15 protein-coding genes are annotated in these 15,251 nt (G+C 74.3%); 5 read left to right on the forward strand and 10 right to left on the reverse strand.

Annotated elements, in window-relative coordinates:
* On the forward strand, positions 1-1,107 hold a 1,107-nt coding region (locus tag V6U77_RS18705; RefSeq protein ID WP_334607633.1), incomplete at its 5' end, for an alpha/beta hydrolase.
* A 69-nt stretch (positions 1,108-1,176) separates the two neighbouring features.
* Here the strand turns inward: V6U77_RS18705 and glmS are convergent.
* On the reverse strand, positions 1,177-3,090 hold the full coding sequence (gene glmS / locus V6U77_RS18710; protein WP_334607634.1) for a glutamine--fructose-6-phosphate transaminase (isomerizing): 1,914 nt from the start codon (positions 3,088-3,090) through the stop codon (positions 1,177-1,179).
* Between the two features lie 203 nt (positions 3,091-3,293).
* On the opposite strand from glmS, the gene V6U77_RS18715 reads away from it, so the two are divergent.
* Positions 3,294-4,484 (forward strand): pyridoxal phosphate-dependent aminotransferase, encoded by a 1,191-nt coding sequence (locus V6U77_RS18715; protein ID WP_334607635.1) that lies wholly within the window; start codon positions 3,294-3,296, stop codon positions 4,482-4,484.
* A gap of 20 nt (positions 4,485-4,504) precedes the next feature.
* Here the strand turns inward: V6U77_RS18715 and V6U77_RS18720 are convergent, their stop codons facing one another.
* On the reverse strand, positions 4,505-5,113 hold the full coding sequence (locus V6U77_RS18720) for a PadR family transcriptional regulator (RefSeq protein ID WP_334607636.1): 609 nt from the start codon (positions 5,111-5,113) through the stop codon (positions 4,505-4,507).
* Between the two features lie 96 nt (positions 5,114-5,209).
* On the opposite strand from V6U77_RS18720, the gene V6U77_RS18725 reads away from it, so the two are divergent.
* Both V6U77_RS18725 and V6U77_RS18730 read left to right on the forward strand, forming a co-directional pair.
* Complete coding sequence (locus tag V6U77_RS18725; RefSeq protein ID WP_334607637.1) at positions 5,210-8,044, forward strand: FtsX-like permease family protein; 2,835 nt, start codon at positions 5,210-5,212, stop codon at positions 8,042-8,044.
* Between the two features lie 2 nt (positions 8,045-8,046).
* A complete protein-coding gene (locus V6U77_RS18730; RefSeq protein ID WP_334607638.1) occupies positions 8,047-8,793 on the forward strand; it encodes an ABC transporter ATP-binding protein in 747 nt (248 codons plus the stop codon).
* A gap of 73 nt (positions 8,794-8,866) precedes the next feature.
* On the opposite strand, the gene glmM is transcribed toward V6U77_RS18730, so the two are convergent.
* From glmM to V6U77_RS18760, 6 genes are all read right to left on the reverse strand, one after another.
* The gene (gene glmM / locus V6U77_RS18735) at positions 8,867-10,222 is read right to left on the reverse strand and encodes a phosphoglucosamine mutase (protein WP_334607639.1); all 1,356 of its coding nucleotides are present in this window, start codon (positions 10,220-10,222) and stop codon (positions 8,867-8,869) included.
* Between the two features lie 110 nt (positions 10,223-10,332).
* Positions 10,333-10,800, reverse strand: a complete 468-nt coding sequence (gene rpsI / locus V6U77_RS18740) for a 30S ribosomal protein S9 (protein ID WP_334607640.1) — start codon at positions 10,798-10,800, stop codon at positions 10,333-10,335.
* Between the two features lie 20 nt (positions 10,801-10,820).
* Positions 10,821-11,264 (reverse strand): 50S ribosomal protein L13, encoded by a 444-nt coding sequence (gene rplM / locus V6U77_RS18745; RefSeq protein WP_242794454.1) that lies wholly within the window; start codon positions 11,262-11,264, stop codon positions 10,821-10,823.
* A 264-nt stretch (positions 11,265-11,528) separates the two neighbouring features.
* Positions 11,529-11,834 carry a type II toxin-antitoxin system PemK/MazF family toxin gene (locus tag V6U77_RS18750; RefSeq protein ID WP_334607641.1) on the reverse strand — a complete coding sequence of 102 codons (306 nt, stop codon included), beginning with the start codon at positions 11,832-11,834 and terminating at the stop codon, positions 11,529-11,531.
* On the reverse strand, positions 11,812-12,069 hold the full coding sequence (locus V6U77_RS18755; RefSeq protein WP_088998395.1) for a DUF6364 family protein: 258 nt from the start codon (positions 12,067-12,069) through the stop codon (positions 11,812-11,814). Before V6U77_RS18755 ends, V6U77_RS18750 begins: the two co-directional genes overlap by 23 nt.
* Positions 12,070-12,120: 51 nt before the next feature.
* Entirely contained in the window at positions 12,121-12,816 is a 696-nt protein-coding gene (locus V6U77_RS18760) for a class I SAM-dependent methyltransferase (protein WP_334607642.1), read from the reverse strand.
* 328 nt (positions 12,817-13,144) lie between these two features.
* Between V6U77_RS18760 and V6U77_RS18765 the strand changes: the two genes are divergently transcribed.
* Positions 13,145-14,233 (forward strand): uroporphyrinogen-III synthase, encoded by a 1,089-nt coding sequence (locus V6U77_RS18765; protein ID WP_334607643.1) that lies wholly within the window; start codon positions 13,145-13,147, stop codon positions 14,231-14,233.
* 27 nt (positions 14,234-14,260) lie between these two features.
* On the opposite strand, the gene V6U77_RS18770 is transcribed toward V6U77_RS18765, so the two are convergent.
* Complete coding sequence (locus V6U77_RS18770) at positions 14,261-14,884, reverse strand: GTP-binding protein (protein ID WP_334607644.1); 624 nt, start codon at positions 14,882-14,884, stop codon at positions 14,261-14,263.
* The gene (locus V6U77_RS18775) at positions 14,865-15,230 is read right to left on the reverse strand and encodes a DUF742 domain-containing protein (RefSeq protein WP_334566315.1); all 366 of its coding nucleotides are present in this window, start codon (positions 15,228-15,230) and stop codon (positions 14,865-14,867) included. Before V6U77_RS18775 ends, V6U77_RS18770 begins: the two co-directional genes overlap by 20 nt.
* Positions 15,231-15,251 lie beyond the last annotated feature (21 nt).

A 15,251-nucleotide genomic window follows, 5' to 3' on the forward strand; every position in this document is an offset into this window, starting at 1 on the left:
ACCGCCGGCGCGGCGTGGGCCGACGCGCCCCCGCCCGGCCGCCCGGCGCCGGGCGCCGCCCCGGCCACGGTTCGGGCGTGGTGGGCGGGGCTCACCCCCGCGCAGCGCCGGTGGCTGGTCGCGCACGAGCCGGGGCTCCTCGGCAGCCTCGACGGGGTCCCGGTGGCCGCTCGCGACCAGGCCAACCGGTTGCTGCTCGGGGCGCGGCGCGAGGAACTGCTGGCGGCGCGGCGACGGCTGCTGGACCGGGTGCCGCGCGGGCCGGTCGAGCTGGCCGGGCTGGCGCGCGTCGGGAAGGTCCTGGCGGGGCTGGACGCGCTGGCCGTCCGCCTGGCCGGCGACGAGCAGCCCCGGGCCTACCTGCTGGGGCTGGGCACGGCCGGCGAGGGGCGGGCGGTGGTGGCGCTGGGCAACCCGGACCGGTCGAGCCGGGTGCTGACCTACGTGCCGGGGATGACCGCCGGGCTGCACGACGTGCCCGGCGAGCTGGGCCGGGCGGCACGGGTGCTGTCCCGCTGCGGCGCGCTCGACCCCGGGCAGGAGGCCGCCGCGGTGCTCTGGCTCGACTACGACGCACCCGACTTCCTGCACGAGGCGGCGTGGCCGGGCCAGGCCCGCGACGCCGGCCCGGCGCTGCACCGGTTCCAGGAGGGGCTGCGGGCGACCCACGACGACCCGCCGGGCCGGCAGACCGTGCTGGGGCACAGCTACGGCTCGCTGGTGGTCGGCACGGCCGCCCGCGATCACGGGCTGGCCGCCGACGCGCTGGTCTTCGTCGGCTCGCCGGGGGTGGGGGTCGCGCACGCGGGCCAGCTGGGCGTGCCGGCCGGGCAGGTCTGGGCGAGCACCGCGCCGGACGACGTCATCCGGTGGGCCCGGTCGCCGGACGAGCTGGCCCGCCGGGCCCTGCTGGGCGCGTCGCCGGCCGGCCCGGCGATCGGGACGCTGCTCGGCGCGCCGGAGCGCGAGCTGTGGTTCGGGCAGGACCCGTCCCACCCGGGCTTCGGCGGGCGCACGTTCCCCAGCGGCCGGCACGGGCACACCGGCTACTGGGCGGCGGAGAACCCGGCCCTCGACGGGATGGCCCGGGTGGTGCTGGGCCGCTGACCCGCGCGACGCGACGGGCCCCCGCCCACCGGCGCGGTGGGACGGGGGCCCGTGGCGGGGCGCGTACGGCTACTCGACCGTGACCGACTTCGCCAGGTTGCGGGGCTGGTCCACGTCGTGCCCCCGGGCGGCGGCGATCTCGGCCGCCATGACCTGCAACGGCACGGTGGTGACCAGCGGCGCGAGCAGCGTCGGCGTACGCGGCACGTAGATCAGGTGGTCGGCGTAGCGGACGACCGCCTCGTCGCCCTCCTCCGCGATCACGATGGTCCGGGCGCCGCGCGCGCGTACCTCCTGGATGTTGGAGACGACCTTGTCGTGCAGCATCCCGCGGCCGACCGGGGACGGCACGATGCAGATGACCGGGGTGCCCTTGTCGATCAGCGCGATCGGGCCGTGCTTCAGCTCGCCGGCGGCGAAGCCCTCGGCGTGCATGTACGCCAGCTCCTTGAGCTTGAGCGCGCCCTCCAGGGCCACCGGGTAGCCCACGTGCCGGCCGATGAAGAGCACGGTCGGCTCGGACTTCAGGTCGCGGGCCAGCTCGCGGACGGGCTCGATGCGCTCCAGCAGCTCGCGCAGCTTGTCCGGCATCTCCTGCAGCTGGGCGACGACGGCGGCCACCTCGTCGGCGAACTTGATGCCGCGCACCTGGGCCAGGTGCAGGCCGATCAGGTAGCAGGCGACGAGCTGGGTGAGGAACGCCTTGGTGGACGCGACGGCGATCTCCGGCCCGCCGTGGGTGTAGAGCACCGCGTCGGACTCCCGGGGGATGGTGGAGCCGTTGGTGTTGCAGATGGCCAGGACGCGGGCCTTCTGCTCCTTGGCGTGCCGCAGCGCCATCAGGGTGTCCATCGTCTCGCCGGACTGCGAGATCACCACGATCAGCGTGGACCGGTCGAGGACCGGGTCGCGGTAGCGGAACTCGCTGGCCAGCTCCACCTCGCACGGGATCCGGGTCCAGTGCTCGATGGCGTACTTGGCGACCAGACCGGAGTGGTACGCGGTGCCGCAGGCCACGATGAAGATCTTGTCGACGTCGCGCAGGTCCTGGTCGCTGAGGCGGACCTCGTCGAGCATGATCTCGCCGGAGTCGGTGAGCCGGCCGAGCAGCGTGTCGGCGATGGCCTGCGGCTGCTCCTCGATCTCCTTGAGCATGAACCAGTCGTAGCCGCCCTTCTCGGCGGCGGAGGAGTCCCAGTCGATGTGGAAGTCCTTGCCACTGGCGGGCTGGCCGGCGAAGTCCGTGATCTCGATGGTGTCGCCGGTGATCAGGACGATCTGGTCCTGGCCCAGCTCCACCGCCTCGCGGGTGTGCTCGATGAACGCGGCCACGTCGCTGGCGAGGTAGTTCTCCCCTTCGCCCCGTCCGACGACCAGCGGCGAGTTGCGCCGGGCGCCGACCACCGCGCCGGGCACCGCGGCGTCGACGGCGAGCAGCGTGAACGCGCCCTCCAGCCGCTGGCAGACCACCCGCATGCCGGCGGCGAGAAGCTGCGGCCCGTCGGGGTGCCCGGCGGCGCGCAGGTCGGCCAGCGCGGCGGAGAGCAGGTGCGCCGCGCACTCGGTGTCGGTGTCGCTGGTGAACTGGACGCCGTCGGCCTCCAGCTCGGCACGCAGCTTCGCGAAGTTCTCGATGATGCCGTTGTGGATCACGGCGACGCGGCCGTCGGGTGCCAGGTGCGGGTGGGCGTTGCGGTCGGTCGGGCCGCCGTGGGTGGCCCAGCGCGTGTGCCCGATGCCGGTGGTGCCGTCCCCGATGCCGATCGGGCTGGCCGCGCAGGACGTGGGGTCCTCGGCCGCCCGTTCGGAGAGCACCTTCTCCAGGTTGGCCAGCTTGCCGGCCTTCTTCTCGGTCAGCAGCGCGCCGTCGCAGACGATGGCGACGCCGGCCGAGTCGTAGCCGCGGTATTCGAGCCGCCGCAGTCCGTCGAGCACGATGCCGAGCGCCGGGCGCGCACCGGCGTAACCAACGATTCCACACATGTCCCGCAGCCTAACCTAGTTTCACTCATCGCGCGTGCGCGAAAGCCGGCCAAACAATCACCCGACTTGAGCGATCGGAAGGGAAGCGGCACGCTCCGTGACATAGCTCCACCGGGCGGAGGGGGCGCCGGCGACGGCCCCGGGCGGTCGGGCCGCCCTCGGCGGGGGTTGAAGCCGCGCCGGGAGTCCGTAGGCTGGCGGGCGTGACGACCGCCGACGTGGATCCGCTGGTGGCCCGGATGCGCCCGTTCGGGACGACCATCTTCGCCGAGATGTCCGCCCTCGCCGTCCGCACCGGCGCCGTCAACCTCGGCCAGGGTTTCCCCGACACCGACGGGCCGCCGGAGATGCTCGCCGCCGCCGCGGAGGCGCTGCGCGGCGGGCAGAACCAGTACCCGCCGGGTCCGGGCATCCCGGCGTTGCGCGCGGCGTTGGCCGCGCACCAGCGCCGGTTCTGGGGGCTGGAGTACGACCCCGACGGCGAGATCGTGGTGACGGCGGGCGCCACCGAGGCGATCGCGGCGGCGATCCTCGGGCTCTGCGAGCCAGGCGACGAGGTGGTCTGCTTCGAGCCGTACTACGACTCGTACGCCGCCTCGGTCGCGCTCGCCGGCGCGGTCCGTCGCCCGGTCACGCTGCGTCCCGCCGCCGACGGCCGGTACGCCTTCGACCCGACCGCCCTGCGCGCCGCGTTCGGCCCGCGTACCCGGCTCGTGCTGCTGAACTCGCCGCACAACCCGACCGGCAAGGTGTTCACCCCCGACGAGCTGGCGCTGGTCGCCGAGCTGTGCCGGGAGCACGACGCCTACGCGGTGACCGACGAGGTCTACGAGCACCTCGTCTTCACCGACGCGGCCACCCCGCACGTGCCGCTGGCCACGCTGCCCGGCATGCGCGAGCGCACCCTGCGCATCTCCTCGGCCGGCAAGACGTTCTCCTGCACCGGCTGGAAGGTCGGCTGGGTGAGCGGGCCGGCGGCGCTGGTGTCGGCGGCGCTGCGGGTGAAGCAGTTCCTCACCTTCACCAACGCCGCGCCGCTGCAGCCGGCCGTCGCGGTGGCCCTGGCCCTGCCGGACGACTACTTCACGGACTTCCGCGACGGCATGCAGGCCCGTCGCGACCAGCTCGTCGGCGGGCTGACCGACGCCGGCTTCGAGGTGCTCGCGCCGGAGGGGACCTACTTCGTCACCGCCGACGTCACCGCCCTCGGCGGCCGGGACGGGGTGGAGTTCTGCCGGTCGCTGCCCGAGCGGTGCGGCGTGGTGGCCGTGCCGACGCAGGTCTTCTACGACGACGCGGGGGCGGGCCGGCGCCTCGTCCGCTTCGCCTTCTGCAAGCGCCCGGAGGTGCTGGCCGAGGCCGTCGACCGACTGCGTCGCCTGGCGACCGGCTGACCACCGCGTACGCCTGACGGTCAGCCGGCCGCCCGGGTCGGGCCGTCCCGTCGCTGCGACGGCGCGTCCTCGGAGCGGGGCGTCGCCCGGAGCCGGGCGAGCGCCGCTGCGCCGTCGGCGAGCAACACCGCCTCGGCGTCGTCGACGAAGGCCAGGTCGGCCTCGACGTGCCGGGCCGCCGCCGAGAGCAGCAGGCCGACCACCGGATCGTCGGCCGCGCGGCGCAGCCCGTCGAGGTTGCGCAGCTCCCGCATCAGGTGACCGCGCTGGTTGCCGAGCACCGTGCGCACGGTGGCCGGCTCGCCGGAGCGGGCCGCGGCGGTCACCTTGAGGAAGAAGTCGTCCCGGAACCCGCCGCTGCGCGGGCTGGGCTCACCGAGCCAGCGTGCCAGCTCGGCCCGCCCCTCCGGGGTGATCTCGTAGACCACCCGGTCGGGCTTGACCGGCTGGGGCTGCCGCTCGGCCACCACCAGGCCGTCGCGGGAGAGCCGGTCGAGGATCTGGTAGAGGTGCCCGATGTTGAGCGGCCCCCACTGCGGGCCGACCGCCTCCTCGAACGCGCCCTTCAGCTCGTAGCCGTAGCTGCGGCCGCCGGCGAGCAGGGCCAGGACCGCGTGCTGTATCGCCACCGTCTGCTCCGATCCGACCCGGGGCGGACCGCCGCCGGGTCTTGCATTGTCACAATGTATCGCGCACAGTGTGCTCAGCACACGGGGAGGCGCGACATGCTCAACATCATCTGGAGACAGCTTCGCGGCCGTGCGGGACGGTCGGTGGCGTTGCTGCTCGGCGTGCTGGTGGCGACCACCGGTTTCGTCGTGCTGACCGGCGCCACCACCGCCTCCCGGCTCGAAGTCACCGGCGCCGTCGAGCGGAACACCGAGGCCGCCTACGACATCCTGGTCCGCCCGAAGGGCGCGCGCACCCCGCTGGAGGCCGAGCGGCGGCTGGTCCAGCCCAACTACCTCTCCGGCCTCTTCGGCGGCATCACCACGGCGCAGTACGACCAGGTGAAGGCGCTCGCCGGGGTGGACGTCGCCGCCCCCATCGCCATGCTCGGCTATTCGACCGCCCCCGTCACAACCGCGATGGACCTGACCGACGCCGTCGACCGCTCGCTCGACCGGCAGGTCATCCGGATCGACCCGCGCTTCGTCGCCGAGCGCGGCCTCTCCACCGCCCCGGGCCGCGCCCGGTACCTGTACGTCACCAAGCACCCGATCATCCACGCCCGCAGTGACATGGTCATGAGCGCCGACGCCACCACCTACACCGACGGCCGGAGCTACCCCTGGGACGAAACGTGCGGCCCCTCCCCGCGCGAGGTCCTGCCCGACGGCCGGACCCAGTCGATCTGCGACCCGCGGCACGCCATGGGCAGCCTGGGCGCCTACTCGGAGCGGGAGGACTGGGCGGTGATGCCTGTGCGGCTGCTGCCTGATGGCCGGTTCGAGGCCCACGTCAATGTCCTCGCCGACGGCGAGGGCCACGGGCCGGGTTACGTGACCACGTCGGACCGGCTCCGGATCCGGTACAACCTGACCGTGCCCTTCCTGCTGGCCGCGGTGGACCCGGCCGCCGAGGACCGACTCGTCGGCCTGGCCGGGACGGTGGTCGAGGGGCGGGCGCTCCGCCCCGACGACTCGGTCGTCGAGGGACGCACGGAGGGCCACCACACCGTCCCGGTCCTCACGACCAGCCGTCCCTTCCTCGACGAGGAGCTGCGCATCGGCGCCACGCGGCTGCCCGCCGCGCGCCCGGGCGGCGTGCCGTTGGCCGATCTGGAGCGGGAGCTGCGGCGGGGGCCGGCGATCCCCGCCGGGGACGCCAGCGCCGACGTCCTCTCCGGCTGGCGTTCCCGGTTCACCGAGGGTCTCTCCTCGACCGGCTGCTGTTACGGCCAGCTCCAGGACATCGTGCAGGCCGGGCCCGTGGAGTACGACCGGCTCCCCGACGGCACCCTGCGGGTCCGTCCGCTCCCGCCGGCCGCCGCCGAGGTCTACGGTGGGCAACAGGAAGTCAACCCGTACCCGCGTCCCTGGCTGACGGAGGACGTCGGTGCCCGCCCGCTGCGCAAGCTGTCGTTGGGGAAGTCGACCCCCAGGAAACCCCTCTGGCGCGAATGGCGGGCGGTGGGGGCCTTCGACCCGGCGAAGCTGACCGGGTTCAGCGACCTGGGCAAGGTGCCGCTGGAGACGTACGAACCGCCGCGGGCCACCGGTGCCGACGCCGCCAGCCGGGACGCGTTGGGCGGGCAGCCGCTGGAGCCGAGCGGCAATCCCGCCGGCTACCTCGCCGCCCCGCCGCTGCTGCTGACCACCCTGACCAGCGTGCCGGAGCTGCTGGCGGGCGGCGGCAGTCCGCAGCTCACCGCCCCGATCAGCGCGATCCGGGTCCGGGTCGCCGACGTGGGCGGCTACAGCGATCGCGCCGCAGAGCAGGTCCGGCTGGTCGCCGAGCGGATCGCCCAGGCCACCGGGCTCGACGTCGACATCACGCTCGGCTCGTCCCCGGCCCCGCAGGCCGTGGAGCTGCCCGCCGGGTCGTTCGGCCGGCCGGCGCTGCGGTTGGCCGAGAACTGGTCGGCACTCGGAGTCGCCTCGGTGATCACCAAGGCGGTGGACCGCAAGAGCGTCGCGCTCTTCGTACTGGTGCTGGTGGTCTGCGCGCTCTTCCTCGGCAACGCGGTCGCCGCCGCCGTACGCGACCGCCGATCCGAACTGGCCGTGCTCGCCTGCCTGGGCTGGCCGGCCCGGCGGATCGGCGCGCTGATCCTCGGCGAGGTCGCCGCGCTCGGGCTGGCCGCCGGGCTGCTCGCGCTGGCGCTGGCGGTCCCGCTCGGGGCCGCGCTCGGCATCGACGTGGGCTGGCGGCGGGCGCTGCTGGCCGTACCGGTGGCCCTGCTGCTGGCGCTGGTGGCGGGCCTGGCACCGGCCCTGCGGGCCACGCGCGCCCACCCGGCCGCCGCGCTGCGCCCGGCGGTGGCGGCGGCCCGCTGGGTACGCCGGCCGCGCACCCTGGCCGGCCTGGCCCTGGCCAACCTGGCCCGCACGCCCGGTCGCACCCTGCTCGGGGCCGGCGCGCTGGCCATCGGGGTGGCCGCGCTGACCCTGGTCGCCGCTGCCGGGTACGCGTTCCGCGGCGCCATCGTCGGCAGCCTGCTCGGCGACACGGTGTCGCTGAGCGTGCGGGGCGCGGACACCACGGCCGCCGTGGCGACGGTGCTGCTCGGTGCCGCCGCGGTCGCCGACGTGCTCTACCTCAACATCCGGGACCGGGCCGCCGAACTGGCGACGCTTCGCGCGGTCGGCTGGAGCGACGGAGCGCTGGGCCGGCTGATCGGTTACGAGGGCCTGGCCCTCGGAGTGCTCGGCGCGGTCACCGGAGCCGGCCTCGGGTTGGCCGGGACGGCCTGGCTGGTCGGCGCCCTGCCCGGCGCCCTGGTCACGGTCGCCGCGCTGGTGGCGGTGGCCGGTGTCCTGGTCACCTCGGTGGCCGCCCTGGTCCCGGCCGCGCTGCTGCGCCGGCTGCCGACCGCCCGACTGCTCGCGGAGGAGTGACGATGGAGACGACGACGGGCAGCACGGTCCGGGTCGCCGGGTTGGTCCGGCGCTTCGGGGCCGGCCCGCAGCAGGTGACGGCGGTCGACGACGTGTCCCTGGAGATCCCGGCGGGGACGGTGGTGGCGCTCACCGGGCCCAGCGGCTCCGGCAAGTCGACGCTGCTGCACATGATCGGCGCGATCGAGCAGGTCGACGCCGGCACGATCACCGTGGACGAGCGGGAGATCACCGCGCTCGGCCGCGCCGCCCTCACCCGGTACAGGCAGCGGGTCGGCTTCGTCTTCCAGCGCTACCACCTGCTGCCCGCGCTCACCGTGCTGGACAACGTGACCGCGCCGGTGCTGCCCCGGCGCGGTCGGGCCGACCACGCCGCCCGGGCCCGGGAACTGCTCGACGCGGTGGGCCTGGCCGGGCGGGAGCGGGCCCTGCCGGCTCAACTCTCCGGCGGCCAGCAGCAGCGGGTCGCGATCGCCCGGGCGCTGATGGGCTCCCCCGGGCTGCTGCTCGCCGACGAGCCGACCGGCAACCTCGACTCGGCCACCGGCGGTCAGATCCTCGACCTGCTGCTGGACCTGCGCGACCGGCACGGCATGACGATCCTGCTCGCCACCCACGAGCGGACCATAGCCGCCCGATGCGACCGGCTGATCCGCCTCGGTGACGGGCGGATCGTCGAGGACGTGGACCTCACCGACGGCGAGGACCCGGCGGCCACCTTCCGGCGCGCCACGGGCCTGCGCCTGTAGGGGCGGCTGCGGACCGCCGGGGACAGGCGTCGGCCCGGGCCCGCCGATGGCGGACCCGGGCCGACGGGAGAAGTCAGGCGGTCGGGCTGGCGGTGCGGACCTGCTCGGCGATGCGCTCGGCCGTCTCGCGGGCCACGCGTTCGGTGGCCGCCTCCACCATCACCCGGACCAGCGGCTCGGTGCCCGACGGGCGCAGCAGCACCCGGCCGGTCTCCCCCAGCTCCGCCTCGACCCGCTCGACCTCGGCACGCACGGCGGGCGCGGCCGCGCCGACGGTACGGTCGCCGACCGGCACGTTGATCAGCACCTGCGGCAGCTTGGTGACCACGGCGGCCAACTCCGCGAGGGACTTGCCGGTGGCGGCCAGCCGGGACATCAGGTGCAGCCCGGTCAGCACGCCGTCGCCCGTGGTGGCGTACGCCGGCATGACGATGTGCCCGCTCTGCTCGCCGCCCAGGGCGAGGCCGGACGCACGCAGTTCCTCCAGCACGTACCGGTCGCCGACCTTGGTCTCCAAAAGCCGGATGCCCTGCGCGGACATGGCCAGCCGCAGGCCGAGGTTGCTCATCACGGTGGCGACCAGGGTGTCGTCGGTGAGCGTGCCGGCCTCCCGCATGGCGAGCGCGAGGATCGCCATCACCTGGTCGCCGTCGACCTCGTCGCCGTCGGCGGTCACCGCGACGCAGCGGTCGGCGTCGCCGTCGTGGGCGATGCCCAGGTGCGCGCCGTGCTCGACGACGGCGGCCCGCAGGGCCTCGATGTGGTTGGAGCCGCACTCGTCGTTGATGTTGAGGCCGTCCGGCTCGGCGTAGATCGCGACGACCTCGGCCCCGGCCTCCCGGTACGCCACCGGCGCCACCTCGGCCGCCGCGCCGTTGGCGCAGTCCACGACGACCTTGAGCCCGTCGAGGCGGTGCGGCAGGGTGCCGATCAGGTGCTGCACGTAGTGGTCGGCGCCGTCGAGCAGGTCGTGCACCCGGCCGACGCCGGCACCGACCGGCCGCTTCCAGGCGGTGGTGGCGTTCGCCTCGACGGCCGCCTCGATCCGCATCTCGATCTCGTCCGGCAGCTTGTGCCCGCCGGCGGCGAAGAGCTTGATCCCGTTGTCCGGCATCGGGTTGTGCGAGGCGGAGAGCATCACGCCCAGGTCGGCCTTGGCCTCGGCCGTGAGGAACGCCACGGCCGGGGTGGGCAGCACGCCCACCCGGACCACGTTGGCGCCGGCGCTGGTGAGCCCGGCGACCACGGCGGCCTCCAGCATCTCGCCGCTGGCCCGGGTGTCCCGCCCGACCACGGCCAGCGGGGGGTGGCTCCGATCCGACTCGGCGAGTGTGTGCGCGGCGGCGACCGCCACCGCCAGCGCCAACTCAGGCGTGAGATCCGCGTTCGCCCGCCCGCGTACGCCGTCCGTGCCGAACAACCGGCCCATACCCGCCAACCTCCGATGGAACTGTCCAGGAAAGGCGAACGGCCGGGCCACCTCCCATCCAGGGGAGGTGAACCCGGCCGTTCGTCAGAAGTACAACGTGCCGCTGATGATCAGCGCTTCGAGTACTGGGGAGCCTTACGGGCCTTCTTGAGGCCGTACTTCTTGCTTTCCTTGACCCGGGCGTCCCGGGTGAGGAAGCCGGCCTTCTTCAGCGCCGGGCGGTCGTCCGGCTCGTTGACGATCAGGGCCCGGGCGATGGCGAGCCGCAGCGCGCCGGCCTGACCGGTGGTGCCGCCGCCACGCAGGTTGGCGATGACGTCGAACGCCTCCGGCTTCTCGGCGGTGACCAGCGGGTCCTTGATGAGCTGCTGGTGCACCTTGCTCGGGAAGTAGGCCTCGAGGTCCCGGCCGTTGCAGGTGATCTTGCCGCTGCCGGGGACGATGCGCACCCGGACGATGGCCTCCTTGCGCCGACCCACGGTCTGGATCGGGCGGTCACCACGCGGCGCGCGGGCGACGGGCGCCGGCGCCTCGGTGGCCTCCTCGGGGGCAACCTCGGTCTCGGTGATGTCGGTCATGCTGTTTCCTTCGCCCGCGCTCACTGCGCGATCTGCTTGATCTCGAACGGCACCGGCTGCTGCGCGCCGTGCGGGTGCTCGGCACCGGCGTAGACCTTCAGCTTCTTGATGAGCTGACGGCCGAGCTTGTTGTGCGGGAGCATGCCCTTGACGGCCAGCTCGATGGCCCGCTCGGGACGCTTGGTCAGCAGCTCGTCGTAGCCGACCTGCTTAAGACCACCCGGGTAGCCGGAGTGGCGGTAGGCGATCTTGGTGTGGCGCTTGTTGCCGGTCAGCGCGACCTTGCCCGCGTTCACGATGACGACGAAGTCGCCCGTGTCGACGTGCGGCGCGAAAGTCGGCTTGTGCTTGCCGCGCAGCAGCGTGGCGGCGTGGGTGGCCAGGCGGCCCAGCACGACATCAGAGGCGTCGATGACGTGCCACTGACGCTCGATCTCACCCGGCTTCGGGCTGTACGTACGCACAGGTATACCTTGTCTCGTCGTCGGTCTGGGGTCGCGCGCCGAGGTTACCGGGCGCGCACGAACGACCAAGCGTACCTCAGGCGGCACGCCTCTGGATGTCGTACAACAGCAGGCAACGATACCCGCCGCCCCGTCGGCAGGTCAAAACGGGGTACCGCCCCCGCCTGGCCCCCGAAGGATACATGGCGGTGCTCACACCCCCGCCGCCGGCGGTGCGCGCCGGGAACGGAGACCGCGGCACGGACGGAGGCCGCCGGTGGGACGTCAGAGCTCCTGCAGGATGCGCAGCGCCCGGCCGACCCGGAGCATGGTCTCGGTGTCGGCGACGTCCACGCACTCGGTGAACCACTTCTTCATGGGCGAGGAGATCCGGTCGGGCATCACCACGTACGCGCCCATCGGCACCGCCAGGGGCGAGTCGCGCAGCAGCGCCTCCTCGACCACCTCGGCCACGATCACGATCGGCACGTCGGTGGAGTTGTAGACGTCGGAGCTGATCACCAGTCCGAGGCGTTCCCGGGCGCCGTCGATGCGCCAGACCTCGCCCCTACGCAGCACGCGGGCGCCCACCGAAGAGCACGTCGTCGACCATGCCCACCTCGCGCGCGTCGGCGAGGGCGGCGGCTTCGAGGTCGAGACCGGCCCGGCCGACGGCGGCGGCGTGCGCGGTGAAGACCTCGCGCAGCGCCTTCTCGCGGGCCGCCTGGTCCATCCACGCCGACAGGGAGAGCCCCTCGCGCTTCGCGAACCGCCGGGCCTCCTCGATCGTCTCGTCCGAGAACGACAGGGTCACCTTGGCAGTCATGCCGAGCAGACTACCCACGGGTATGACCGGCAGTCATCCCATCGCCCCGGGCTATTCGCGCCGACCGCCGAACACGGCAAACCGCCACTGTTTGAAGTAGCAGTCGACGTCGACCAGGCCCGCCTCGGCCAGCCAGCGGCACTGCGTGGTGACCGGCGCCGGCCGGTCGTACGCCATCCGACCCTCGGCGGCGGCGACCTCGTCGGCGTCGGAGCCCAGCGCGGCGACCTGCGCCAGCCACACCTCGTGGTAGCGCCGGTCCAGCGCGGGGGTGGGGGCGGCGACCTGCTCGGCGTTGACGAAGACGCCGCCGGGGGCCAGGGCCGCCGGCACCTGCCGGTAGAGCCCGCGCTTGCCGGCGTCGTCGAGGTGGTGCACGGCCAGCGCGCTGACCACCGCGTCGTAGCGGCCGGCGGGCAGCGGGTCGGCCAGGTCGGCCAGGACCGTCCGGTGGGTCACCCCGCGGGCGCGCAGATGCTCGGCGGCGACGGCGAGCATGGCCGGCGCGGCGTCGACCAGGGTCAGCCGGACCCCCGGCACGGCGGCGGCGAGCAGCAGTGACAGCAGCCCGGTGCCCGCCCCCAGGTCCAGCACCTCGGGGGTGCGCCCCGCGGCGAGCGCGGCCCGCAGCGGCGGCGCGGCCACCTCGACGGCGGTGCCGTAGAAGGCGTCGAAGCAGGGCACCAGGCGCCGGCGGGCCTCGTCGTAGCGGCCGGCCACCGCGTCGAACGCCTCCGCCACTTCCATCGCGCCTCCCATATCGCAGGAATGTCTTCCCGCATGATAGACGTCGCGCGTCGGCCCGTCGCCCCCGTGCGGTGTGGGCCGCTCTTGACAGGACCGAAACGGACGGGACCCGGAGCGGAAACCGCCCCCCGGCACGCTGTGCCGACACGACAGACGGTGCGCACGCGGCGACCGGACCGGGGCGGACGCAGACCATCCCGCTGCTACGGGACCCGGCCGGCGGCGAGCGGCGCCCGGACGCCGGTCAGCCCGCTCGACCGGCTGGAGCCCGAGCGGGGCGCCGCCACCCTCGTCGACGGCGTGCGGGCGGCTGCGACGGGAGGGGTGGATGCGCGACGAACTGGCCGGCTTCACCGTCGGGGTGACCACCGACCGCCGGCGGGACGAGCTCGCCGCGCTGCTCCAACGGCGGGGCGCCCGGGTGGTCGTCGCCCCGGTCCTGCGGATCGTGCCGCTGGCCGACGACACCGACCTGCGCGAGGCCACCCGGGCCTGCCTGGACCGGCCGCCCGACGTCCTCGTGGCCGACAGCGGCATCGGGATGCGCGGCTGGCTGGAGGCGGCCGAGGGCTGGGGGCTGGCCGAGCCGCTGCGTGGCGTGCTCGCCGACGCGTACGTGGTGGCCCGGGGCCCCAGGGCGCGCGGGGCCATTCGCGCCGCCGGGCTGCACGACCGGTGGTCACCGGGCTCGGAGAGCTGCGAGGAGGTGATCGAGCACCTGTGCCGGCGCGGGGTGGCCGGGCAGGTGGTCGCCGTGCAGGTGCACGGCGAGCGGCAGCCGGAGTGCACGCTGGCGCTGGAGGCGGCCGGGGCGACCGTGATCGAGGCACCCGTCCACCGGTGGGCGCCGCCCACCGATCCCGCCCCGCTGCACCGGCTCATCGACCTGGTCGCCGGCCGGCTGGTCGACGCGGTCACCTTCACCTCCGCCCCGGCGGCCGAGGCGCTGCTGCGCGCCGCCGGGGACCGCTGCGACGCGGTGCTCGACGCGTTCCGGGGCGACGTGCTCGCGAGCTGCGTGGGCGCGGTCACCGCGGGCCCGCTGCTGCGACGCGGGGTGCCGGTCAGCACGCCGGCCAGGGCCCGCCTGGGCGCCCTGGTGCGGACGATCGTCGAGGAACTGCCGCGCCGTACGGTCACCCTCGAGGTGGCCGGTCACCTGCTCACCCTGCGCGGGCACGCCGCCGTGCTCGACGGCGAGCTGCGTCCGCTCGCGCCGGCGCCGATGGCGGTGCTGCGGGCGCTGTGCGGCTCGCCCGGTCGGGTGCTGTCCCGGACCGTCCTGCTGCGGACGCTGCCGCGCGGCGCCGACGAGCACGCCGTGGAGATGGCGGTGGCCCGACTGCGCGCCGGGCTGCGCGCGCCCCGGGTGGTGCAGACGGTCGTCAAGCGCGGCTACCGCCTCCGGGTCGACTGAGCGGCCCGGAGGCGGTAGCCGTCGCGCTCAGCCGACCGGCGTCGGGTAGCCCCGGCCGTGCTCGGCCTCGAGGCGGAGCATGGCGTGCTCCACGACGGTCACCAGCACCTGCTTGACCGCGTCCCGGTGCCGGGCGTCGGTCAGCACCAGCGGCACGTCCGGCGAGATGGCCAGCGCCTCGCGGACCTCCTCCAGCTCGTACTGCGGCGCGCCGTCGAAGCGGTTCAACGCCACGACGTACGGCAGCCTGCGGTTCTCGAAGTAGTCGAGCGGCGCGAAGGCGTCGGTGATCCGGCGGGTGTCCACCAGCACGGCGGCCCCCACCGCGCCCTTGATGATCTCGTCCCACATGAACCAGAAGCGGGTCTGGCCCGGCGTGCCGAAGAGGTACAGGATCAGGTCCTCGGCCATGGTGATCCGGCCGAAGTCCATGGCGACCGTGGTGGTCTGCTTCCCCGGCACCTTGGACGGGTCGTCGATGCCGACGCCGGCCGCGGTCATCACCGCCTCGGTTCTCAGCGGGGTGATCTCCGAGATCGCGCCGACCAGGGTGGTCTTGCCCACGCCGAAGCCGCCCGCAACCACGATCTTCGCGGAGATGATTCCCCGGTTTCGGCGGGCCCCGGCGGGGTCATAGCCTGCGAAGTCCACTTAGCACCCTTCCAAGGATTTCCATCCGCTCCTCGAACCCCTCGGCGGGAGCGGCAGTGTGTAGCGTCAGCAGGCTCTCGGCCACCATGTCGGCGACCAGCACCCGGGTGACGCCCAGCGGCATCCGGGTGTACGCGGAGATCTCGGCCAGCGACTGTGCCCGGCCCTCGCAGACGGTGGCGATGCGGTGCTTGTCGTGCCCCGCGAAGCGGGACTCCGCGGCCTGGGTCGGGCTGGCCGTCAGGACCGCCTCCAGGGCGATGTCCATCCGGGCCTCGGTCCGGCCGCGGGTGACCGCGTACGGCCGCACCAGCGCACCACGTGGGTCCACGCGCCGTTGGTCCATCGACGATCACCTCCGTTCCCG

Source organism: Micromonospora sp. CPCC 205546 (assembly GCF_036902715.1).
GTDB lineage: Bacteria > Actinomycetota > Actinomycetes > Mycobacteriales > Micromonosporaceae > Micromonospora.

What these genes read in the sequence shown, in the direction of transcription:
- glmM (WP_334607639.1), bottom strand. Translation starts at nt 10,222, where the DNA reads ATGGGCCGGTTGTTCGGCACGGACGGCGTACGCGGGCGGGCGAACGCG.
- V6U77_RS18760 (WP_334607642.1), bottom strand. Translation starts at nt 12,816, where the DNA reads ATGGAAGTGGCGGAGGCGTTCGACGCGGTGGCCGGCCGCTACGACGAG.
- glmS (WP_334607634.1), bottom strand. Translation starts at nt 3,090, where the DNA reads ATGTGTGGAATCGTTGGTTACGCCGGTGCGCGCCCGGCGCTCGGCATC.
- V6U77_RS18775 (WP_334566315.1), bottom strand. Translation starts at nt 15,230, where the DNA reads ATGGACCAACGGCGCGTGGACCCACGTGGTGCGCTGGTGCGGCCGTAC.
- rpsI (WP_334607640.1), bottom strand. Translation starts at nt 10,800, where the DNA reads ATGACCGACATCACCGAGACCGAGGTTGCCCCCGAGGAGGCCACCGAG.
- V6U77_RS18730 (WP_334607638.1), top strand. Translation starts at nt 8,047, where the DNA reads ATGGAGACGACGACGGGCAGCACGGTCCGGGTCGCCGGGTTGGTCCGG.
- V6U77_RS18755 (WP_088998395.1), bottom strand. Translation starts at nt 12,069, where the DNA reads ATGACTGCCAAGGTGACCCTGTCGTTCTCGGACGAGACGATCGAGGAG.
- V6U77_RS18765 (WP_334607643.1), top strand. Translation starts at nt 13,145, where the DNA reads ATGCGCGACGAACTGGCCGGCTTCACCGTCGGGGTGACCACCGACCGC.
- V6U77_RS18725 (WP_334607637.1), top strand. Translation starts at nt 5,210, where the DNA reads ATGCTCAACATCATCTGGAGACAGCTTCGCGGCCGTGCGGGACGGTCG.